At 73.1% G+C, this 21,281-nt stretch carries 20 protein-coding genes; 11 read left to right on the forward strand and 9 right to left on the reverse strand.

Features of this window, described 5'->3' with window-relative positions; all coding sequences use genetic code 11:
- Positions 1-73: 73 nt before the first annotated feature.
- Complete coding sequence (locus tag ABT118_RS12345; protein WP_350662877.1) at positions 74-1,996, reverse strand: FAD/NAD(P)-binding protein; 1,923 nt, start codon at positions 1,994-1,996, stop codon at positions 74-76.
- Positions 1,993-2,931 (reverse strand): amino acid ABC transporter permease, encoded by a 939-nt coding sequence (locus tag ABT118_RS12350; protein ID WP_350662907.1) that lies wholly within the window; start codon positions 2,929-2,931, stop codon positions 1,993-1,995. Before ABT118_RS12350 ends, ABT118_RS12345 begins: the two co-directional genes overlap by 4 nt.
- A gap of 430 nt (positions 2,932-3,361) precedes the next feature.
- On the opposite strand from ABT118_RS12350, the gene ABT118_RS12355 reads away from it, so the two are divergent.
- The 7 genes from ABT118_RS12355 to ABT118_RS12385 all read left to right on the forward strand — a co-directional run bounded on the left by ABT118_RS12355 (position 3,362) and on the right by ABT118_RS12385 (position 9,902).
- Positions 3,362-4,537, forward strand: coding sequence for an LLM class flavin-dependent oxidoreductase (locus ABT118_RS12355; RefSeq protein ID WP_350662934.1), 1,176 nt, complete (start codon positions 3,362-3,364; stop codon positions 4,535-4,537).
- A complete protein-coding gene (locus ABT118_RS12360; protein WP_350662959.1) occupies positions 4,534-5,019 on the forward strand; it encodes a GNAT family N-acetyltransferase in 486 nt (161 codons plus the stop codon). Before ABT118_RS12355 ends, ABT118_RS12360 begins: the two co-directional genes overlap by 4 nt.
- A complete protein-coding gene (locus ABT118_RS12365) occupies positions 5,016-5,939 on the forward strand; it encodes an ABC transporter substrate-binding protein (protein WP_350662971.1) in 924 nt (307 codons plus the stop codon). Before ABT118_RS12360 ends, ABT118_RS12365 begins: the two co-directional genes overlap by 4 nt.
- A gap of 8 nt (positions 5,940-5,947) precedes the next feature.
- Positions 5,948-6,904 (forward strand): amino acid ABC transporter permease, encoded by a 957-nt coding sequence (locus tag ABT118_RS12370; protein WP_350663000.1) that lies wholly within the window; start codon positions 5,948-5,950, stop codon positions 6,902-6,904.
- Positions 6,901-7,665, forward strand: coding sequence for an amino acid ABC transporter ATP-binding protein (locus tag ABT118_RS12375; protein ID WP_350663028.1), 765 nt, complete (start codon positions 6,901-6,903; stop codon positions 7,663-7,665). Before ABT118_RS12370 ends, ABT118_RS12375 begins: the two co-directional genes overlap by 4 nt.
- A 28-nt stretch (positions 7,666-7,693) precedes the next feature.
- The gene (locus ABT118_RS12380) at positions 7,694-8,665 is read left to right on the forward strand and encodes a transporter substrate-binding domain-containing protein (protein ID WP_350663042.1); all 972 of its coding nucleotides are present in this window, start codon (positions 7,694-7,696) and stop codon (positions 8,663-8,665) included.
- Positions 8,666-8,738: 73 nt separating this feature from the next.
- Positions 8,739-9,902 (forward strand): serine/threonine-protein kinase, encoded by a 1,164-nt coding sequence (locus ABT118_RS12385; RefSeq protein WP_350663064.1) that lies wholly within the window; start codon positions 8,739-8,741, stop codon positions 9,900-9,902.
- Here ABT118_RS12385 and ABT118_RS12390 read toward each other — a convergent pair.
- The 5 genes from ABT118_RS12390 to ABT118_RS12410 are packed head-to-tail and all read right to left on the reverse strand — an operon-like array spanning position 9,895 to position 14,954.
- Complete coding sequence (locus tag ABT118_RS12390) at positions 9,895-10,770, reverse strand: STM4011 family radical SAM protein (protein WP_350663102.1); 876 nt, start codon at positions 10,768-10,770, stop codon at positions 9,895-9,897. The genes ABT118_RS12385 and ABT118_RS12390 overlap by 8 nt on opposite strands.
- Complete coding sequence (locus ABT118_RS12395) at positions 10,767-12,065, reverse strand: STM4012 family radical SAM protein (RefSeq protein WP_350663114.1); 1,299 nt, start codon at positions 12,063-12,065, stop codon at positions 10,767-10,769. The genes ABT118_RS12390 and ABT118_RS12395 overlap by 4 nt, the downstream gene beginning before the upstream one ends.
- Positions 12,062-12,877 (reverse strand): STM4013/SEN3800 family hydrolase, encoded by an 816-nt coding sequence (locus ABT118_RS12400; protein WP_350665319.1) that lies wholly within the window; start codon positions 12,875-12,877, stop codon positions 12,062-12,064. Before ABT118_RS12400 ends, ABT118_RS12395 begins: the two co-directional genes overlap by 4 nt.
- Before the next feature lie 14 nt (positions 12,878-12,891).
- Positions 12,892-13,998 carry an STM4014 family protein gene (locus ABT118_RS12405; protein ID WP_350663125.1) on the reverse strand — a complete coding sequence of 369 codons (1,107 nt, stop codon included), beginning with the start codon at positions 13,996-13,998 and terminating at the stop codon, positions 12,892-12,894.
- Entirely contained in the window at positions 13,995-14,954 is a 960-nt protein-coding gene (locus ABT118_RS12410) for an STM4015 family protein (RefSeq protein WP_350663137.1), read from the reverse strand. Before ABT118_RS12410 ends, ABT118_RS12405 begins: the two co-directional genes overlap by 4 nt.
- Before the next feature lie 223 nt (positions 14,955-15,177).
- Here ABT118_RS12410 and ABT118_RS12415 point away from each other — a divergent pair, with 223 nt between their 5' ends.
- On the forward strand, positions 15,178-16,029 hold the full coding sequence (locus tag ABT118_RS12415; RefSeq protein WP_350663158.1) for a fumarylacetoacetate hydrolase family protein: 852 nt from the start codon (positions 15,178-15,180) through the stop codon (positions 16,027-16,029).
- Between the two features lie 25 nt (positions 16,030-16,054).
- On the opposite strand, the gene ABT118_RS12420 is transcribed toward ABT118_RS12415, so the two are convergent.
- A complete protein-coding gene (locus ABT118_RS12420; RefSeq protein ID WP_350663176.1) occupies positions 16,055-16,744 on the reverse strand; it encodes a DJ-1/PfpI family protein in 690 nt (229 codons plus the stop codon).
- Positions 16,745-16,843: 99 nt separating this feature from the next.
- On the opposite strand from ABT118_RS12420, the gene ABT118_RS12425 reads away from it, so the two are divergent.
- Positions 16,844-17,818, forward strand: a complete 975-nt coding sequence (locus ABT118_RS12425) for a GlxA family transcriptional regulator (protein ID WP_350663191.1) — start codon at positions 16,844-16,846, stop codon at positions 17,816-17,818.
- Between the two features lie 19 nt (positions 17,819-17,837).
- Here the strand turns inward: ABT118_RS12425 and ABT118_RS12430 are convergent, their stop codons facing one another.
- Positions 17,838-18,569: a TetR/AcrR family transcriptional regulator gene (locus tag ABT118_RS12430; RefSeq protein ID WP_350663205.1), complete on the reverse strand. Its 732-nt coding sequence runs from the start codon at positions 18,567-18,569 to the stop codon at positions 17,838-17,840.
- Between the two features lie 123 nt (positions 18,570-18,692).
- Between ABT118_RS12430 and ABT118_RS12435 the strand changes: the two genes are divergently transcribed.
- Both ABT118_RS12435 and ABT118_RS12440 read left to right on the forward strand, forming a co-directional pair.
- Complete coding sequence (locus ABT118_RS12435; RefSeq protein WP_350663217.1) at positions 18,693-19,388, forward strand: rhomboid-like protein; 696 nt, start codon at positions 18,693-18,695, stop codon at positions 19,386-19,388.
- 66 nt (positions 19,389-19,454) lie between these two features.
- Entirely contained in the window at positions 19,455-21,170 is a 1,716-nt protein-coding gene (locus ABT118_RS12440) for a DUF885 domain-containing protein (protein ID WP_350663238.1), read from the forward strand.
- Positions 21,171-21,281 lie beyond the last annotated feature (111 nt).

Consider the following 21,281-nt stretch of genomic DNA (forward strand, 5'->3'; position numbering starts at 1 on the left):
ACTGTGCGGCGCCGCAGCCGCCGGTGGCCGCCGGCGCGATGCCGACGGCCGGTGGGCGGAGCGGTCCGCCCGGCTACGCACGGGTGACCTGCTCCGAGGCCGGCGCCGCCGTTTCCCTGGCCCCGGACCGCAGCCGGTCGAGCAGGCTGCGGGCGGCGGCGTCGTTCTGGCGGAAGCCGGGGGCGTTGGTGCGGGGGCGGGCGAAGGCGGCGTAGGCGCGGCCGTTGGTGAAGGGGCCGAGGGCGGTACGGCGGGGGTGCGGGGCGTCGCCGAGGGCGGGGTCGAGCAGGCGGCCGTCGGCGAGGGAGACGGTGAGCAGGCCGGAGCTGTCGAGGAGTTCGCCGTCGCGGGCCAGCCCGCGCAGGATCGGGTCCTCGGTGCGGGCGAGGGTGTGGTGCGGGAGGTAGCCCTCGATCAGGGCGGTGGCCCGGACGGCGTGGCCGGGGGTGGTCGGGCTGGTGGCGACGAAGGTGCCGGTGCGCTCGTCCGGTTCGACCCGCAGGTCGGCGCCGAGAAAGCGGACCACGCCCGCGTCGGACAGGGCGAGCAGCTGGCGGAGCCGGAACCCGGGCGGTCCGGAGGCGAGGAAGCTGAAGAACCCGAACCACCAGCCGTCCAGCTCCTCGGCGGCCGAGCGGTCGGTGAGCCGGTCGGAGGCCATGATCCGGGGCAGCTGGCCGAAGAGCGAGAGCAGGGCGAGGAAGGCGCCGAGGTCGGTGCTGTGCCCGGCATCGGCGCGGCGGTCGGCATCGGCGCGGATGTGGTCGCGCAGGTGCTGCTGGAGCCCGTCGGGGGAGAGCTCGACGCCGGTGAGCGGGCGGTCGAGCTGTTCGAAGTCGAGCCGGTCGGCCGGGTCGGGGACGGCCTGCTCCACCAGGGCGGCCAGCTCGGGTGCGTACCAGTCGAGCTGCTCGTACCGGTCGAGGAAGTCGGCCCAGGGCAGCCGGACCCGTTCGGCGTGGGCGTGGAAGAGCTCGTGGTAGTGGCCGAAACCGATCTCCTTGGCCATCAACGGCCAGAAGTCCCGGCGGAGTTCGAGCGGTCCGGGCCGAGCCAGCACCCGGTCGACCGCGGCGGCGTCGAAGTACCGGGGCAGCGGGGCGGGCGGCCCCTGGAGCCGGTAGCCGGTCTTGGAGTGGTACGGCACGCCGCGCCGGGAGCCGACGTGGATCACCGGCTCCCGGCCGGAGGGCAGGTACACCAGGCCGTCCGGGCCGCCCGGGCCGTCCGGGGCGGGGACGAAGCGGCCGCCCCGGCCTTCGGTGAGGATGGCGACCAGGTCGACGAAGGCCAGTCCGAAGCCGCGCAGCAGGAGCTGCTCGCCCGGGGCGACGCCGGAGAGGTCGACGTCGGAGGAGAAGGCGGGCGGCAGGTGGAACCGGCCGTGCCGGGCGGCGAAGCGGGCCAGCTCCCGGTGCTGTTCTGCGGGGGCGGAGCCGAGGTGGCCGAGGGTGAGCACCACCTGGTCGGCGACCAGGACGCCGTCGGAGAGCTGGACCAGTTGCGGGCCGTCGGCCGGGCCGGTGACCGAGAGCGCGGTGTCGCGGTGCACGGTGACCGTGATCTGCGGCGGCAGCGAGGCCACCGCGTGGCGGAACGCCCAGTCCAGGTAGGCGCTCTGGGCCCGGCGGGTGGGGAAGTCGGTCGGGGCCAGCCCGGCCAGCTCGGCCCGGACGGCGGGGTCGGTGACCGGTTCGTACGGGCTGAACTCCTGTGGTGCGGCGGCCCATTCGGCCAGCGAGGGGCCGGGTCGGACCGGGCCCTCGATGGTGGAGGTCTCGTCCGTGAACATCGTCACGTCCTCCGCCATCGAGTTCATCCGCAGCAGCGGCGACTGGTCGTACCGCCAGATCCGGCCACCGCCCGGCGGGTACGGGTCGACCATGTGGATCTCCAACGTCCGTCCGGTCGGCAGCAGTTCGGCCGCGTTGGCGGCGATCCGCTCCAGCAGCCCGGTGCCGCGCGGTCCCGCGCCGATGATCGCCAGGGTGCTCAACGTGCCACCCCCGCCCGGGCCAGCAGCTGCCGGGCCCGCTGCAGCGGGGTGGGCGGCAGCGCGCCCCGGGTGGCGCCCCGGGCGTAGTACCGCTCCAAGTAGTACTGGCCGACCGAGAGCACGCTGGTGACGGCGATGTACCAGACAGTGGCGACCAGCAGCAGCGGGATCACCTGGTAGGTCTGGTTGTAGACCAACTGGGCGGAGTAGAGCAGGTCCTGGACGGCCAGCACGCTGACGATGCTGGTGCCCTTGAGGGTGCCGATCAGCATGTTGCCGGCGGTCGGCACGATCGAGCGCATCGCCTGCGGGACGACGATCCGGCGCAGCACCCGGCTCCGGCCGAGGCCGAGCGACTGGGCCGCCTCCAGCTGGCCCTGGTCGACCGAGAGGATGCCGCCGCGCACCACCTCGGCCGCGTACGCGGCCTCGTGCAGGGTGAGCCCGATGACGGCGGTCAGGGTCGGGCCGAGCAGGTTCACCGTCTTCACGGTGAGGAACTCCGGGCCGAACGGGATGCCCAGGCCGAGGGTCGGGTAGAGCGCGCCGATGTTGAACCAGAACAGCAGCTGGACCAGCAGCGGGGTGGACCGGAAGATCCAGACGAAGCCCCAACTGAGGCTCCGCAGCACCGGGTTGTCGGAGAGCCGGAACACCGCGAGGACGGTGCCGAGGACGAAGCCGAGCACCATCACGGCGGCGGTCAGCCAGAGCGTGAGCAGCAGGCCCTGCACGATCGCGGTGGTGGTGAAGTACTGGGCCACCACGTCCCACTCGAACGCCCGGTTGCGCAGCACGGAGTTGAGCACCATGGCCAGGAACAGCAGGGCCACCACCGAGGCGACCACCCGGCCCGGTCGGCGGCGGGGCACGATCGGGGCGTCGTCTGGCTGGTCGGTCTGTTGGCGGGTGGGGGCGGACAGGACAGCGGCCATCGGTCGGCTCCAGACATGGCTGGGCCGTCACGCCGGGCCGCGCCCCTCAACGCGTCCGGACCCGATCGTAAGCGCGGACGAACAGCGGCTGTCAAGAGCGGTCGGGGAACGGTCGGAGTCGACTGATAACAGAACATGAAGGAATCCCGGAGAGGTTGACGCCCCGTGAGATCCACTGTTCAACTTCCTCCATGGACCCCGAGCAGCAGCGCCTGGTGACGCGCGGCCACATCGACTTCGGTCGAGTGTGGTCAGCAGCGTGTTGCGCCTGACCCGGTAGTCGCGGCCGTCCGACCGGCCCCCCGTCCTTCCGCTCGCCCTTCCTCCCTCGCGCCGTCACGCGCTGAACCACCCTTCGCGCACCCCTCGCGCAGCACCTCGCCGTGCCCCGCCACGCCCCGCCTTCCGCACGACCGAAAGGCCCTTCGCCATGCCCGTCGAGTTCCTCGGTATCGCCGCCACCGGTGACGGCTCGGAGACCAACCCCCGTTCCACCGCCGCCTTCGACCGCGACTACACCCTGCGGCTGGCCCGCGCCCACGAGGACCACGGCTGGGACCGGGTGCTGTTCGCCTACGGCTCCGGCTCGCCCGACCCGGCCCCGGCCGCCGCGTACATCGCGAGCCGGCTGGACCGGTTGCAGATCCTGCTCGCGCACCGGCCGAACGTCTCGTACCCGACCTTCGCCGCCAAGACCTTCGCGACCCTGGACCAGATCAGCGACGGCCGGCTGACCGTGCACTTCATCACCGGCGGCAGCGACCGCGAGCAGGGCCGGGAGGGCGACTTCCTGACCAAGGACCAGCGCTACGACCGGACCCGCGAGTACATCGCGCTGGTGAAGAAGATCTGGACCAGCACGGAGCGGTTCGACCACGAGGGCGAGTACTACCGCTTCAACGACTTCGTCTCCGACGTCTTCCCGGTCCAACAGCCGCGCCCCGGCGTCTCGTTCGGTGGCTCCTCGCCCGCCGCCTACGCGGCCGGCGGCGCCGAGGCGGACATCTACTGCCTCTGGGGCGAGCCGCTGGCGCAGACCGCCGAGCAGATCGCGCGGGTCCGGCAGGCCGCGGCGGACGCCGGGCGGACCGACAGCCCGCGGATCCAGGTCGCGTTCCGGCCGATCATCGCGCCCACCGAGGAGCTGGCCTGGGAGAAGGCCTACCGCACCGTCGAGCGGATCAAGTCCCGGGCGGCGGACGGCTCGCTGCTGGTCCGGCCGAAGGACGGCGCCGGCGCCTGGGCACCGGAGAACACCGGTTCGCAGCGGCTGCTGGAGATCGCCGCCGCCGGTGAGCGCTACGACCGCGCGCTGTGGACCCCGACCGCCGCCGCGACCGGCGGGGCGGGCAACTCCAACGCGCTGGTCGGCACGCCCGAGACGGTGGCCCAGGCCCTGCTGGACTACTACGACCTCGGCGTGGACATCCTCTCCGCCCGGGGCTACGACCTGCTGGACGACGCGATCGACTTCGGCCGCCACGTGATCCCGATCGTGCGCGAGGAGGTCGCCAGGCGCGACGCCGCCAAGGCGGCCGCCCGCGAACAGGCCCGCGAGCTGGAGCGGGAGCGGGACCGGCACCAACTGATCGCGCTCCAGGCATGAGCGCGCTGCTGGAGGTCCGCCGGGTGACCTTCGACGACCCGCTGACCGAGCCGCTGGTCCGCGAGCTCACGCACGAGTACGTCACCCGGTACGGCCCGGGCGGCCGGCAGGAGATGAGCCGCTTCCCGGCCGCCGAGTTCGAGCCGCCGGACGGCCTGCTGCTGCTCCTGCTGGAGGACGGCGAACCGGTCGCGGGCGGCGCCTACCGCCGCCACGGCGAGGGGACCGCCGAGCTCAAGCGGATGTGGACGCACTCCGCGCACCGCAGGCGCGGCCTGGCCCGCCGGGTGCTGGCCGAGCTGGAGCGGGCCGCCGAGGCGGCCGGCTACCGGCGGATCCACCTCACCACCGGGCCGCGCCAGCCCGAGGCCAAGGGGCTCTACCTGGCCACCGGCTACACCCCGCTGTTCGACCCCGCCGAGGACCAGCTCGGCCCGCTCCCGTTCGAGAAGCACCTGACCGGAAAGGCCCCGACCCCGTGAGACGCGTACTGCCCGTAGCCGCCGCCCTGTTCCTGCTCACCGCCTGCGGCTCGGGGGTCGGCAAGTCGCCCTCCCCGGCTGGGGGTTCGGCGGTCGCGGCGGCGGCCCAGGACGTGGTCTCGACCGTCCCCAAGGTGGACCGGGTGGCCGCGCTGCTGCCCGAGGAGACCCGGAAGGCCGGCACGCTGAAGCTCGGCGGCTCCACCGGCACCCCGCCGAGCGCGTTCTACCCGGACCCGGCGGTGAAGAAGGCGGCCGGGATCGACGTGGACTTCACCGACGCCGTGGCCAAGGTGCTGGGCATCACCATCGTGCGCGAGGAGGCCGCCTTCGAGGCCATCCTGCCCGCGCTCGGCAGTGGCAAGTACGACCTCGGTGCCGGCAACTTCGGGGTCACCGAGGCCCGGCTGAAGACGATCGACTTCGTCACCTACGTCAACGACGGCCAGGGCTTCTCGGTGAAGAAGGACAACACCACCCAGCAGCCGGTCAAGGAGATCGGCCAGCTCTGCGGCCTGACCATCGGCACCGGTGTCGGCACCACCTTCGAGACCACGCTGAACGCGAAGAAGAACATCTGCACCGACGCCGGGAAGAAGGCGTACGAGGTGCGGGCCTACTCGGAGGCGGGCGCCACCCTGACCAGCCTCCAGCAGGGCAAGGTCGACCTGGTGATGTCCACCATCAACGGCCTGCGCTACCAGGAGTCGCAGCCGGCTTCCGGCACCCGGTTCCTGAGCGAGTTCCGCCGCCTCGACGTCGGCTTCGCGTTCAAGAAGGGCTCGCCGCTCACCCCGGCCTTCCAGGCGGCGGTCAACCAGCTGATCCAGGACGGCACCTACCAGAAGATCCTGCAGAAGTGGGGCACCACCGGGTCCGCCATCACCAAGTCCGAGATCAGCCCGCCCGAGCGTCCGTGAGGTCCGCCATGACCGCCGTCACCACCGAGAGACCCCTGATCGCACCGGAGGAGGACCTGTCCGCCCTGCCGGTCGTCCCGGCCCGGCACCCCTGGCGCTGGCTGGCCGGGGCGGCCGCGATCGTGCTGGTGGCCCAGTTCCTGCACGGGCTGGCCACCAACCCCGGCTGGGACTGGCCCACCTTCCGGGCCTTCCTGACCACCGACACCATCCTCCGATCGGTCGGGGTGACGCTCGAACTCACCCTGTACGGAACGGTGCTGGGCTTCGCGGTGGGCGCCGTGGTGGCGTTCCTGCGGCTCTCGCCCAGCCCGATCCTGCAGACCATCGCCTGGGTCTACGTCTGGGCGTTCCGGTCCATCCCGCTGATCGTCCAGCTGGTCTTCTGGTTCAACCTCTCCTACCTCTACAAGCGCTTCGGCATCGGCATCCCGTTCGGCCCGACCGTGTTCAGCTTCGAGACCATGGACCTGCTCGGCGCGCTCGGCGCCGCCGTGCTCGGCCTGGCGCTGCACCAGGCCGCGTACGCCGCCGAGATCATCCGGGCCGGGGTGATCTCGGTGGAGCAGGGCCAGCTGGAGGCCGCCGCCGCGCTCGGCATCCCCCGGCTGCGGCAGATCCGCCGGATCGTGCTGCCGCAGGCGATGCGCTCGATCCTGCCGAACGCGGGCAACGAGGTGATCTCCCTCTTCAAGGGCTCCTCGATCGTCTACGTGATGGCGATCGGCGAACTCTTCTACCAGGTCCAGGTGATCTACGGCCGGACCGGCCGGGTGGTGCCGCTGCTGATGGTGGCCACCGTCTGGTACGTGGTGCTGACCACGCTGCTGTCGTTCGGCCAGTACTACCTGGAGCGGTACTTCGCCCGCGGCTCGCAGCGCACCCCGCCGCCGACCCCGCTGCAGCGGCTGCGCTCCTTCCTCGGCCAACTTCCCGTCAACAAGCCTGCTGGAGGCCAACGATGAGCACGACCATGGTCGACGTCCGGGGCGTGCACAAGAGCTTCGGCCAGCTGGAGGTGCTGCGCGGGGTCGACCTCGCGGTGGCGGCCGGCTCGGTCACGGTGGTGCTCGGCCCGTCCGGCTCCGGCAAGTCCACCCTGCTGCGGTCGATCAACCACCTGGAGAAGCTCGACCGGGGCCACGTCTCGATCGACGGCGAGCTGATCGGCTACCGGCGCTCGGGCGGCAAGCTGTACGAGCTGAAGGAGCGCGAGGTGCTGCGCCAGCGCACCCACATCGGCTTCGTGTTCCAGAACTTCAACCTCTTCCCGCACCTCACCGTGCTGGAGAACGTCACCGAGGCGCCGATCAGCGCCCTGCGCCGGTCGAAGGCCGCGGCCCGGGAGCAGGCGCTGGCGCTGCTGGACCGGGTCGGCCTGGCGGACAAGGCGGAGGTCTACCCGAGGCAGCTCTCCGGCGGGCAGCAGCAGCGGGTGGCGATCGCCCGGGCGCTGGCGCTGGAGCCCAAGGTGCTGCTCTTCGACGAGCCGACCTCGGCCCTCGACCCGGAGCTGGTCGGCGAGGTGCTGGACGTGATCAAGGACCTGGCCCGCTCCGGCACCACGATGATCGTGGTCACGCACGAGATCGGCTTCGCCCGCGAGGTGGCCGACACGGTGGTCTTCATGGACGAGGGCCTGGTGGTCGAACAGGGCCCGCCCGCCGCCGTCCTGGACGACCCGCAGCACGAGCGCACCCGCGCCTTCCTCTCCAAGGTCCTCTGAACCCCCCTCCCACTCCTGGAGCAGCGCCATGTCCCTACCCCGTCGTGCCCTGACCCTCGTCGCCGCCGCCCTGGTCCTCACCGCCTGCGGCAGCTCCCCCTCGACCGCCCCGGCGGCCGGGAAGGGCAACACCGCACCGAACGGGACCAAGGTGAACCTGACGGCCGACCAGAAGCGGGTCACCACCGCCAAGGTGGACGCGATCGCCGCCCTGGTCCCGGAGGAGATCCGGAACCGAGGGACCCTGAGAGTGGTCGAATCGATCGGCTCCGTCCCGCCGCTGGACTTCTACGCCGACGACAACAAGACCATCATCGGCACCGAGCCGGACATCGCCTACCTGATCGGCGACGTGCTCGGCCTCAAGGTCGAGCTCAACCCGGTCTCCTGGGAGAACATCTTCGTCGGCCTGGACAGCGGCAAGTACGACGTCGGCCTCTCCAACATCACCGTGACCGAGGCCCGGAAGGAGAAGTACGACTTCGCCACCTACCGGCTGGACATCATCGGCTTCGAGGCGAAGAAGGGCTCCGCCTGGAAGGTCACCGGGCCCAAGGACGTGGCCGGGCGCACCATCTCGGTCGCCTCCGGCACCAACCAGGAGAAGCTGCTGGTCTCCTGGAACGAGGAGAACATCAAGAACGGCCTCAAGCCGGTCGACATCAAGTACTTCCAGAACTCCTCCGACTACTACCTGGCCCTCGGCTCGGGCCGGATCGACGCCTACCTCGGCCCCAACCCGGTGGCCGCCTTCCACGCCGCGCAGACCGGCGAGACCGAGATCATCGGCACCTACTCCGGGGCCGGCGCCGAGGTGCTCGGCAAGATCGGTGCCACCACCAAGAAGGACAACGGCCTGGTCAAGGCGCTGCACGAGGCGCTCGGCAGCATCATCAAGGACGGCACCTACGGCCAGGTGCTCAAGCGCTGGGGCCTGGAGAACGAGGCCGTCCCCGCCGCGGAGCTGAACCCGCCCGGTCTGCCCAAGGCCAACAAGTAGTCCGCTGTTCCCCTCCCGGACGCCGCCGTGTGGTGGACTCTCCCCGACACGGCGGTACTCGGGGGGAGCGGGGATGCGGGGCGGGGACGTACTGGACGGCAAGTACCGGCTGGTCGAGGAGATCGGCCGGGGCGGGTTCGGGGTGGTCTGGCGGGCCGTCGACACCCGGCTCGGCCGGGAGATCGCGGTCAAGGTGATCTCCGACTCGGCCGAGCTCGGGGCCGGGGACGTGGCCCGGTTCACCCACGAGGCCCAGGCGGTGGCCAAGCTCAACCACGCCCACATCGTCACCCTGCACGACATCGGCGTCACCGCCACCGGCAGCCCGTACCTGGTGATGGAGCTGGTGCACGGCCGCTCGCTGGCCGCGGTGGTCAAGCAGGCCAGGCCCGAACTGGCGCAGATACTGGGCTGGTTGGGCCAGGTCTGCGAGGCGCTGGCGGCCGCCCACCGGGCCCAGGTGGTGCACCGGGACATCAAGCCCGAGAACATCATGGTCACCGACTCCGGCAGCGCCAAGGTGCTGGACTTCGGCATCGCCCGCCTGGACGGCCGCCCGGGCGGCCTCACCACGGTCGGCACGGTGATCGGCAGCCCGCTCTACCTGGCGCCCGAGCGCTGGGCCGACGGGCCGGTGGACGGCCGGGCCGACCTGTACGCGGTCGGCTGCATGCTCTACGAACTCTGCGTCGGACAGCGGCCGTTCGACTCCGGGACGGTGGTCGGCCTGATGCGCCAGCACGTCGACGTGGAGCCGACCCGGCCGCGCCTGCTGGTGCCCGACCTGCCCGCCGAGCTGGAGCGGCTGATCCTCGACCTGCTCGCCAAGGAGCCGGACCACCGCCCGGCGGACGGTCTGGAGGTGGCCCGACGGCTGGCCGCGATCCGGCCCGGCCGGGCCGCCGAACTGCGGGCCAGGGCCGACGTGGCCTGGGCGCTCGGCGTGGCCGGCGCCCCCGCCGAGGCCGCCCGCCGGCTCTGGCCGCTGATCGGCGAGTTCGCCCGCGAGTGCGGCCCGGACGACCCGCGCACCCTGCGGACCTGCCACGACCTGGCGCTCTGGTTCGCCGCCGAGGGCCGGCTCGCGGACGCGGTCGGCCTGCTGCGCGACCTGCTGGCCACCGGCATCAGCGGCCCGGTGGCCGAGGACGCCGCCCGGGACCTGGCCCGGCTGACCGCCCGGCTGCCGCGCAACGCCGTCCCGGCGGTCGGCCAACTGGCCGTGCTGGTCAGGTGATCCCGTACGGGATCCGCTCCAGCACCCCGTCGGTGAAGACCTGGTACAGCGGCAGCGTCTCCAGGTGCACGTACCCGATGTGGCAGTCGCAGACCGGCAGCGGGCACGGGCGCTCGGCCAGCCCGGCGCGGTAGGAGCCGTCGTAGATGTTGCCGAGCGGGGCCCGGACGAAGTGGCAGCGCTGCACCGAGCCGTCGCCGAAGACCGAGATCACCGAGGAGCCGGTCCGGCAGGGGCGCCCCGCGCTCGGGTGCGGCTCCCGGCTGAAGCCGAACAGCGGGTCCAGCGCGGTCCAGTCGGCGGCCTCGGCGTCGGTGTAGCTCCGGCCCTCGGCGGCGTTGATCCAGAGGTACACCCCTGGGTCCAGTGCTGCCCTGAACTCCCTTGCCGCCGCCAGGTGTTCGGGCTGGCCGACCACGCCGACGCTGTACCGGACGCCGAGCGCGTCCAGCTCCCGGCACTTGGTCAGCAGCCGCTCCCGGGCGACCTGCCCCGGGTGGTACGTCACCCAGAGCGCCAGGCTCGCCGGGTCGCCCTCGGCCAGCCAGTCGGTGCGGCAGCTCAGGTTGGTCTGGATCGCCACCCGGCGGACGTTCGGCAGCAGGCTGAGCCGCACCATCGCCCGCCGGTACCAGGACCGCACCAGGCCCTCGCCCCAGGGGGTGAACAGCACCGAGACCGAGGGCTGTTCGGCCACCCAGTCGCAGAACCGCTCCAGCGCCGCCCGGTCCTCGCGCAGGGTGGCCGGGCTGTCCCGCCGCTTGGCGAACGGGCAGTACGGGCAGTCGTAGTCGCAGGAGGCCAGCGGGCCCCGGTAGAGCACCGTCAACTCCGGCTGCTCGCCCGGCAGTCCGAGGAAGGTGCTCACCGGGCCACGTGCCCGTCCATCCGGGCCCGCACGGCGGGGGAGAACAGGGCCGGGCCGACCGCGTCCGAGTACGCCAGCCCCTCGGCCGAGAGCGCCAGCCGTCCGGGGGAGTCCGCGAGCCAGCCGCGCCCGGCGAAGGCGGCCAGCTCGGCCGGGAAGTCCTCGGCCGGAGCGGAGCCGAACCGGCCCAGGTAGTCCGCGAGTTCGAGCCCGTCGGCCTGCAGCAGCGACTGCAGCAGGTGCCGTCGGCGGGCCTCGTCGGGGCCCATCGGCCAGCCGTGCTCGGCCCGGCCGAAGTCGGTGGTGGCCACGTAGCCGTCGATGATGGACCGGACCTCGGTGGCGTTCACCGCGTAGTCGAAGGAGTAGTGCAGCCCGGCGGTGTACGAGCGGGCGCCGCAGCCGAGGCCGACCATGCCGTCGGTCTGGCAGCTGTACTCGCCGTCCACCTCGGCCGCCGCACCGGCCCGGCGGAACATCCGCATCGACACCTGCCGGTAGCCCTGCCCGAGCAGGTGGTCCCGCCCGGCGCGGTAGAGCGCCAGCCGCTGGGCGTCCCAGTCCTGCGGCGTGCTCCGCCGGGCCAGGCCGGTCAGCGGGCGGACGTACAGCGGGTAGAGGTAGAGCTCCTCCGGCCGCCAGGCCAGCGCCGCGTCGATCGAGCGCAGCCAGCTGGCCTCGCTCTGGCCGTCGATGCCGTAGATCAGGTCGATGTTCAGCACCGGGAAGCCGGCCGCCCTGATCCGGCCGAGCGCGGCCTCCACGGCGGCCCGCTTCTGCGGCCGGACGGCCGATTTCGCCTCCTCGTCCAGGAAGGACTGCACCCCGAGGCTGAGCCGGGTGGTGCCCCGGGCCGCCAGCACCTCCAGCCGGTCCGCCGTCGAGGTGTCCGGCGAGGCCTCGACCGAGAGCGGGACGGCTTGCAGGTCCACGCCCATCCGCTGCTCGGTCAGATCGCAGAGCCGCTCCAGCTCACCCGCGGTCAGATAGGTCGGGGTGCCGCCGCCGAACGCCGCCACCGCGAACCGGGCCCCCTGGTCCAGCGCCGCCCGGACGGTCGTGGCCTGCCGCTCCAGCGCGTCCAGGTAGGCGGTGGTCAGCCCGTCCGGGCTGCCGATCCGGGTGAACAGGTTGCAGAAGCCGCAGCGCACCTCGCAGAACGGGATGTGCAGGTAGAGCGAGAGCGCGTCCTGCGGCTCGCCCGCCCAGAGCTCGCGCAGCTCCGGCCGCGGCTCCAGCGGGCGGTACGCGGTCTTGTGCGGATAGGCGTAGACGTAGGACTGGTAGGGCCTCATGCGGTGTCAGCTCCGGGAAGGGTGAAGTGCGCGTAGGGGACCGTCCAGACCACCTCGTGGCCGAGCCGGTGGCCGGTGTACCCGTCCTCGCCGTACGCGGTGCCGTGGTCGGAGCAGACGATCGCGAAGCACGGGCGGCGCCGGCTCATCGCGGCGAAGAGCCGGCCGATGTGCGCGTCCACGTACTCCAGCGCGGCGGCGTGGCTGGCCCTGGTGTCGCCGTCGGCCCTGGTCGCGCCCGGCAGGTGGAACCAGTTCGGCTGGTGCAGTGCGGAGACGTTGAGCAGGACGAACAGCGGCTGCCCGGCGGGCTGTTCGGCCGCCACCTGCTCGACCCGGGCCACCTGGGCCTCGAACGAGGTGGGCGAGGGCACGCCGAACTCCGGCTCCCAGTGGCTCTCCTGGAACATCCCCGGCAGGACCGAGCCGAGCGGGCCCTGCCGGTTGAAGAACCCGACCCCGCCGACGCAGACCGTCCGGTACCCGGCGGCGGCCAGCGCGGACGGCAGGTCGGGGGTGTCGAAGACCCAGGTCCGCGGCTCGGTGGTCTCCGAACCGCCGAACCGGGCCGCGAACAGCCTCGGGTGCGGGCCGTCCGGCGTGGCCGGGGTGGGCAGGAAACCGGCCAGGATGGCCTGGTGGGCCGCGTAGGTGAAGCTGCCGGGGGAGTGCCGCCGCTCCCAGCGGCCGCCGGGCAGGACGGCGGCGAGGTTCGGCAGCCGCCCGGCGGCGGCCAGCTCCTCGGCCACGTCGAAGCGCAGGGTGTCGAGGGTGACCAGCAGCAGATCGTGGCTGCCGACCACCTGGTTCATGTCGGGTATCGCGTTCATCGGTCCGCTCCGAGCTCTGTTCCGAGGTCCGGCCCCAGGTCCGTTTCGAGCAGGGCGCGGACCTGGGCGGCGTAGGTGTCCAGGCCCGCGGCCGGGCCCTCGGGCAGGCCGGGCAGGTTGGGCAGCAGGTCGCCGAAGGCGTTCACCTCGCCGACGTACCAGCGCCGCCAGGAGGTGCCGGGCAGCACGTCGACCCCGACCATCGGGGAGCCGGGGAAGCAGGCGGCGACCCGCTCGCCCAGCTCCAGCAGCCCGGCCCAGCCGGGGCCGGCCGCGGCCCGGACCAGCTCCAGATCGCCCCGGGCGCCGCCCAGGTGAAGGTTGGTCAGCGGGCCGGTGCTGGTGCGGACCACCGCATGGGTGACCCTGCCGTGCACCGCCACCACCCGCAGATCGGCCGAGCGGCCGTGCTGGGACGCCTTCGGGATCCAGCGCTCCACGTGCAGGCCGTCCGGAGCCAGCGCGTCGACGATCGCGGCGATCTCCGGCTCGGCGGTGTAGCGCCGGACCCGGAGCGAGTTGTGCAGCCCGTCCGGCGTGAGCTCGACCGAAGTGGTCGCCCTGGCCTGCCCGTTCGGGCCGAGCTCCAGGGCCAGCACCCCGGCGGCCGAGGAGGAGTGCGCGGGCTTCACGAACACCCGTCGCAGCCCGGCCGCCGCCAGCAGTGCGCGCAACTCCCGCCAGTCGCCGACCGGTTGGCCCAGGGCCGGCGGTACCGGGATTCCGGCGGCGGCGAGCCGGGCGTGGGTGCGGCGCTTGTCGAACATCACGGCGGTCTCCGCCGGGTCGGCCAACAGCCGTGCCCCGGGGGCGCGTTCGACCGCCGCCGTCAGGGTGGCGAGCCCGCCGAGCAGCCCGGCGTACCAGGCCGCCGACCCCTCCGCCCTGGTCGGCGCGTACCCGGGGCCGCGCAGCAGCGCGTCCACGGCCGGGTCCTCGCCGGGGGAGTCCACCCGGACCAGGGCGCCCACCGGGACGGCGGCCTGGCCGCGCAGGACCTCGACCCAGGGCAGCACGGTCGGCGCCGGCAGCCCGAACGAGCGGACCGCCGCCGCGAACAGCTCCACCCGGCGGTGCCCCGGGTGGCCGACGACGGCGATCACTCGCCGTTCGCCACGTAGCGCCAGTCGTCGTTCGGGTCCTCCGGGCCGGACAGGTCCAGCTCGACCCCGGCAGCGCCCAGGGTGTCCCGCAGGCGCTGCTGCATGCCTTCGGTGAGGTAGTGGTGGTGCAGGTCCAGCCGCCGCAGCCCGGTCAGGCCGAGCAGGGCCTCCGCCCCGGCGTCGGTCAGGTTGCCGAGGGCCAGGCTCAGCTCCTCCAGCCGGCCCGCCACCGCCGACCCGGCCACCGCCGCGGCCAGCTCGTCCTGCAACAGGCTGTTCTCCAGGCCGAGCCGGCGCAGCGCGGGCAGCCGACCGCCGTCCAGCACCGGCGCCAGGTCGGCCACGGTGGCGTCGCCGCCGTACTCGTCCACGCCGAGCCACAGCTCCAGGCTCTCCAGGGCCGGGAAGTCGGACTCGCCGACCGCCCGGACCACCGCGGCGGGCAGGCCGCCGGCCTCGAACCGGAGCGCCCGCAGCCCCTCGTGGCGCAGCGGCCGCAGGGCCAGCCCGCCCTTGCCGTCGTAGTCGGCGGAGGCGCCGCGCACCACCAGCTCCGCCAGTGCGGGGAACGACTCCAGCAGCGGGGTCACATCGCCGAGCTGGAGCCAGGAGATCTCGCACTCCTCGAACGTGGCCTCACCGAGGAACAGCGCCCGCAGCCCGCCGAGCCGGTCGGCGCTGCCGGTCAGCGCGGTGACCACCGGCTCGACCAGCTCGTACTCGTCCTCCCACCACGGCCCGATCACCAGTGCCCGGACCCGCTCGACCTCCACCGCCGCGAGGAAGGCCGCCCAGACCGCGGCGAAGTCGCTGCCGCCCTCGTACTCGACCTGGACCCGCCAGGCCACCGACTCCGGTGCGGGCAGCCCGGTGCCGCCGTCGGTGCCGCCGTCCGGGCCGGGGAAGTCGAAGACGGGGAGGCCGTGGAATTCCTCGATGTGCTTGCTGATCGCCATACCGGACTGTCTACCAGTCCGACCCGACACCATCGGACCGGCGGTGTGTCAACAGTGCGGGACGCTGATTCGGCCGCTCGGCCGCTTGGAGGAATTGATAGGAACTGGCCGAGCCGTCCCCCCTGGTTCGCGGGCCCCGGCCGTTGATATACCTCGGATGCATAGGACGGGAGAGGTGTGCGGCCTCCTCGATGGCTTGCGACGAACCAGGTGGTGATGGGCAGTGAAGCTCCTCCGTGTAGGCCCTCAGGGCGCCGAACGCCCCGCGGTGCTGGGTCAGGACGGCACCGCTTTCGACCTTTCCGGTCGGACCCCGGACATCGACGGGGCCTTCCTGGCCGCGCTCGATCCGGCCGAGCTGGCCCGGGCGGTCGAGGCCGGTGAGCTGCCGGTCGTCGACATCGCCGGGCAGCGGGTCGGCGCCCCGGTCACCCGGCCGGGCAAGGTGGTCGGGATCGGCCTCAACTACCGCGACCACGCCGCCGAGGCGGGTGCCGCGATCCCGGCCGAGCCGGTGGTCTTCCTGAAGCCGAGCAACACCGTGGTCGGCCCGAACGACGAGGTGCTGATCCCGCGCGGCGGCGAGAAGACCGACTACGAGGTCGAGCTGGCGATCGTGATCGGGCGCACCGCCCGCTACCTGGACAGCCACCAGGAGGCGGCGGCGGTGATCGCCGGGTACGCCGCGGTCAACGACGTGACCGAGCGGGCGTTCCAGTTCGAGCGCGGCGGGCAGTGGGACAAGGGCAAGTCCGCCGAGACCTTCACCCCGCTCGGCCCCTGGCTGGTGACGGCGGACGAGGTCGGTGACCCGCAGCGGCTCGGGCTCCGGCTCTGGGTGAACGGCGAGCTCCGGCAGGACGGCAGCACCGCCGAGATGATCTTCCCGGTGCACGAGGTGGTCCGCTACCTGAGCCACTTCATGGTGCTCGAACCCGGCGACGTCATCGTCACCGGCACCCCCGCCGGCGTCACCCTCGGCCGCCCGGGCACCCCCTTCCTCAAGCCCAACGACGTGGTCGAGCTCGAGGTCGACGGCCTCGGCCGCCAGCGCCAGGTCCTCGGCAAGGCCTGACCGGCCGTCAGCGGCGCACGGGCCGTCAGCCGAGCAGGCGGGCCAGCAGCTCCGGGTGGTCGGCGAGGCCGTCGGTGACCATGCGGCGGGTGTGCGGCTCGAAGGCGGGGAAGTCGACCGACTGCCAGTCGATCGGGCCGAGCGGCGGCTGCGGGTCGTACTCGATGAACAGCTGGACGGTCCGGGCGAGTTCCGGACCGGCCAGCCGTTCGACCAGGTGCAGCGCCATGTCGATCCCGGCCGAGACCCCGGCGGCGGTGAGCACCGGCCCGTCCGCCACCCAGCGCTCGGCCACCGGCGTCGCGCCGAACCTGGTGAGCAGGTCCCGGCAGCCCCAGTGCGTGGTGGCCCGCCGCCCCTCCAGCAGGCCGGCCGCGCCGAGCAGCAGCGACCCGGTGCAGACCGAGGCGACGGTCCAGGCGGTGTCGGCCGCCGTCCGGATCCAGTCCAGCAGCTCCTGGTCCGCGAGGGCGGCCATGGTCGGTGCGCCGCCGCCCGGGACCACCAGCACGTCCGGGGCCGTGATCTCGGCGAAGGTGTGGCTCGGCGCCAGCCGCAGCGGGGTGTCCGTCCCGACCGGGTCGAGGTCGCGGCCGACCGCCACCACCCGGTAGGTCGGGTCGAGCGAGGCCAGTGCCGACATCACCTGGAGCGGTCCGACCAGGTCGAGCGCGGTGAGGCCGGGGTAGACGACGAATGCCAGTGTCTTGGTCATGCCGTCACTCTCCGAGCCGCCCGCCCGGCCCGGCCAGGGGCGGCCGGGAGCAGGTCCGGAATCCTGGGAACCAAGTCCTTCCGACATAGGGTGGCCGCCATGACGGAGCGACAGGTCGTGGTGGTCGGGTACGACGGGGCGGAACTGCTGGACCTCGCCTGCGTCACCACCACCCTGGCGGCGGCCAACCGCCTGGGCGCCGAACCGCGGTACGCGACCCGGGTGGCCACCCCGGGCGGCCGCCCGGCCAGGTGCGGTTCTGGCCTCTCGCTGGACGGCTGCCGGAGCCTGGAGCGGCTCCGGGGTCCGCTGGACACCCTGCTGGTCACCGGCGGGTACGGCCACCAGGCGGCGGCGGCCCACCCGTTGATCGTCGGCCACGTCCGCCGGCTGGCCCGGGAGAGCCGCCGGATCGCCTCGGTCTGCACCGGCGCCACCGTGCTCGCCGCCGCCGGGCTGCTCGACGGCAGGCGGGCCACCACGCACTGGAGCTACGCGGCCGAACTCGCCGCCGCCTACCCGGCGGTGGAGGTCGACCCGGTGCCGATCTACATCCGGGACGGCGCAGTCTCGACCGCGGCGGGGGTCACCAGCGCGCTCGACCTGACCCTCGCGTTCATCGCCGAGGACCACGGCCCTGAGCTGGCCCGATCGGTCGCCCGGAGTCTGGTCACCTATCTCCAACGGCCGGGCAACCAGGCGCAGATGAGCATGTTCGTGGCCACCGGCGCACCCCGGCACGACGTGGTCCGGCGGGTGGCCGACCACGTCGCGGGGCACCTGGCGGAGGACCTCGGCACGGCCGCGCTGGCGGCGGTCGCGGGCGTCGGCGAACGGCACCTGACCCGGCTGTTCGGCGAACACCTGGGACGGACACCGGCCCGGTACGTCCGGGACGCCCGGCTGGAGGCGGCCGCGCAGCTGCTGACCGGCACCGCACTGCCGGTCGCCCGGGTCGCGGCCCGCTGCGGCTTCCGCTCCGCCGAGACCCTGCGCCAGGCGTTCACGGCCCGCTACGCCGTCTCGCCGTCCGGCTTCCGCTCGGCCGTGCAGCGCCAGGGGTCGGCCGGATAGCGGCGCCGCGCACCCGCCGTCAGGCCAGCAGCTCCCGGAGCCGGACGGTCAGCCGGGTGGCGCGCCCGTCCGGGCCCTCGCGCTCCAGCAGCCGGGCCAGCACGGCCGCGGTCTGCGGGTCGTGCAGGGCGGTGGCGGCGGTCATCACGACGAACTCGTCCATCAGCCAGTCGCGGAGCGACTCCGGCGGGATCTGGCGGCCCTCGTCCAGCCAGCTCAGCGCGGAGGCCTCGACCACCGAGATCCAGGACCGGACCAGCAGGGTCAGCCGGGGCCCGGCGGCCTCCCGGACGCCGAGGTGGCGGACCGTCCGCCGCAGGGCGGCGCGGCGGACCTCGTCCACGATCGCCCCGGTCCGCGCCGTCTCGACCACCGAGCCGCCGCGGAGCAGGGCGCCGTACCCGGTGTGGTGTTCGGCGACGAAGTCGAAGTAGCGGTCCAGGACGGCGGAGAGCTGCTCGGTGGGGGTGCCGTCCGGCGGGACGGTGAAGCGGTTCGCCAACTCCTCGGCGGCGCTGCGCAGGGCGGCCTCGTACAGCTGCTGCTTCCCGGCGAAGTAGCGGTAGACCAGCGGGCGGGAGGCGCCGGCCGCCTCGGCGACGTCGTCCAGGCTCACCTCCTCCGGCGGGCGGGAGGCGAAGAGCTCCAGGGCGACGGCGATCAGCTGTTCGCGCCGCTGCTGTACCGGGAGCCGTCGGTAGCCGGATCGCCGGGAAGTCGGATCGGACGAGGTCGGTGCGCTGGCTGCCATGGCGGCCAGGGTAGCCGCCCGTCCGCCGTTTGCCCCCGTGCCCGGCGGGTCCGGCGGTCGAATCGGGCATATCGGACCATCATGTGACCAGAGGTCGGCGGCGGCGGGAAAACGGGAGTGCAGATGCAGGAGACCGTGCAGGAGCCGCCGGGCGCCGGCCTGGCCGTCCGGGCGTCGCGGGCGGTCTGGCGGTACGTCAGGGCGGCCCCGGGCACGTACTGCTGGCTGCTGCTGCTCGCCGTCACCAGCTTCGTGGTGGCCCGGATCGACCCGGCCAACCTGGACTGGTTCCTGGGCAAGCGCAGCACCAACATCGACCAGCTCCGCTCGCACCCCGTGCACGCCCTGCTGGCCAGCGCGATCTGGACCGAGCAGTCGGCGTTCCTCTTCTACTTCGTGATCTACAACATCTTCCACGTGCCGGTCGAGCGCTGGCTGGGCACCTGGCGCTGGCTCGCGGTCGCGCTCACCGCCCACGTGCTGGCCACCTTCATCAGCGAGGGCATCGTGGCCTGGGGCGTGGACGCGGGCCGGCTGCCGGCGAACATGGCGACCACCGTGGACGTCGGCGTCTCGTACGCGCTGGCCGGGGTGGAGGGGGTGCTGACCTACCGCTTCGCCGGGCGCTGGCGCTGGGTCTACGGCGGCGGGCTGCTGTTCTTCTACCTGCTGCCGCTGATCACCTCGCACACCTTCACCGACCTGGGGCACTTCTGCTCGGTGCTGATCGGACTCGGCTTCTACCGGTTCGCCCGGAACCGCCCGACCTGGGACCCGGTGGCGGCCTGGCGGAGCCGGCCGTGGCGGCGCGCGGGCTGACGGTACATCGGCACAAGCCTAGGCAAAGATGGTTGCAAACCCGGCCACCTGCGGAAGGATGGCCGAATGGTTGAAGCACTGATCAACTCCCCTGCCGACGGCACCACCCCGCGCCGTATCGCCGACGCTTACGTCCACTCGCTGGCCGGTCTCGACCCGCTGACCGCGGTCTACCTGGGGCTCGGCCCCGACGACGACGACCGCCTGCCCGACCTCTCCCCGGCCGGCCTGGAGGCGGTGGCCGACCTGGCCCGCCGCACCCTGGCCGAGCTGGACGGGGCGGAGGCGGCCGGTGCGGAGCTCGACGAAGCCGAGCTCCGCTGCGCCCGGCTGCTCCGCGAGCGCCTCACCGCCGAACTCGCCGTCCACGACGCGGGCGAGGGCTTCCGCGCGGTACGGAACCTGGGCTCCCCGCTGCACGGCGTGCGCGAGGTCTTCACCATGGTGCCCACCGAGACGCCGGAGCACTGGACCCTGATCGGCCGCCGGATGGCCAGGCTGCCGGAGGCGGTGGCCCAGTACCGCGAGCTGCTCACCGAGGGCATCGCGCGCGGACTGCTCTCGGGCCCCCGGCAGGTGTCCACGGTGGTCGGCCAGGTCGAGGAGTGGCTGGCGGGGGATCAGCCCGGCGGCTGGTTCGGTGACTTCGTCCAGGGCGCACCGGAGCAGCAGCGCGCCGAGCTGTCCGCGATCGCGGTCACCGCGGCCGCGGCCTTCGCCGAGCTGCGGGACTGGCTCCGGGACGTGTACGGCGCGGCGGCGGCCGGGCAGCCGGACACCACCGGCCGGGAGCGGTACGCCCGCTGGGTCCGCTACTGGACCGGCTCCGACCTGGACCTGGACGAGGCGTACGGGTGGGCGTGGGAGCAGTTCCACGACCTGGACGCGCAGATGCGGGTCGAGGCGGAGAAGGTCGTCCCGGGCAGCACGCCGATGGAGGCGATGGCCTGGCTGGAGACCGACGGCCCGGCCATCAAGGGCGAGGAGAACGTCCGGACGTACCTCCAGGGCCTGATGGACAGTGCGATCACCGACCTCCAGGGCGTGCACTTCGACCTGGCCGAGCCGCTGCTCAAGGTGGAGTCCAGGATCGCGCCGAGCGGCAGCGCGGCGGCCCCGTACTACACCGCCCCCTCGCTCGACTTCTCCCGCCCCGGCCGGACCTGGCTGCCGGTGCTCGGCCGGGAGAGCTTCCCGGTCTGGGACCTGGTCTCGACCTGGTACCACGAGGGCGTCCCCGGCCACCACCTCCAGCTGGCGCAGTGGGCGTACATGGCCGACCGGCTCTCCACCTACCAGGTCACCATCGGCGGGGTCAGCGCCAACCTGGAGGGCTGGGCGCTGTACGCCGAGCGCCTGATGGACGAGCTCGGCTACCTGACCGACCCGGGCCAGCGGCTCGGCTACCTGAACGCGCAGATGATGCGGGCGCTGCGGGTGATCGTCGACATCGGCATGCACGTCGGCCTGGACTTCCCGGCCGAGTCCCCGTTCAAGCCCGGCGAGCGGATGCTCCCGGACGACGCCCGGGAGTTCTTCGGCCGGTACTGCGGGCTCTCGGTGGACTTCCTGGACAGCGAGCTGATCCGCTACCTCGGCCTGCCCGGCCAGGCGATCGGCTACAAGCTCGGCGAGCGCGCCTGGCTGCTCGGCCGGGCTGCGGCCAGGGCGGCGGCGGAGTCGCGGGGCGAGGCGTTCGACCAGAAGGCGTGGCACATGGCGGCGCTCTCGCAGGGCTCACTGGGCCTGGACGACCTGGTCGAGGTACTGGCCGCGCTCTGATCAGTCCAAATCTGGACATAAACCCTTAAATCGTGTTGCTTGTCGCCCTTCCGGGGGATCTCCTGGAGAGAGTGTTGCCCCATCCAGCTCTCCCGGCATCCCTCGGAAGGC

The sequence above is a fragment of the Kitasatospora sp. NPDC002040 genome (genome assembly GCF_040296785.1).
Classification (GTDB): Bacteria; Actinomycetota; Actinomycetes; order Streptomycetales; family Streptomycetaceae; genus Kitasatospora.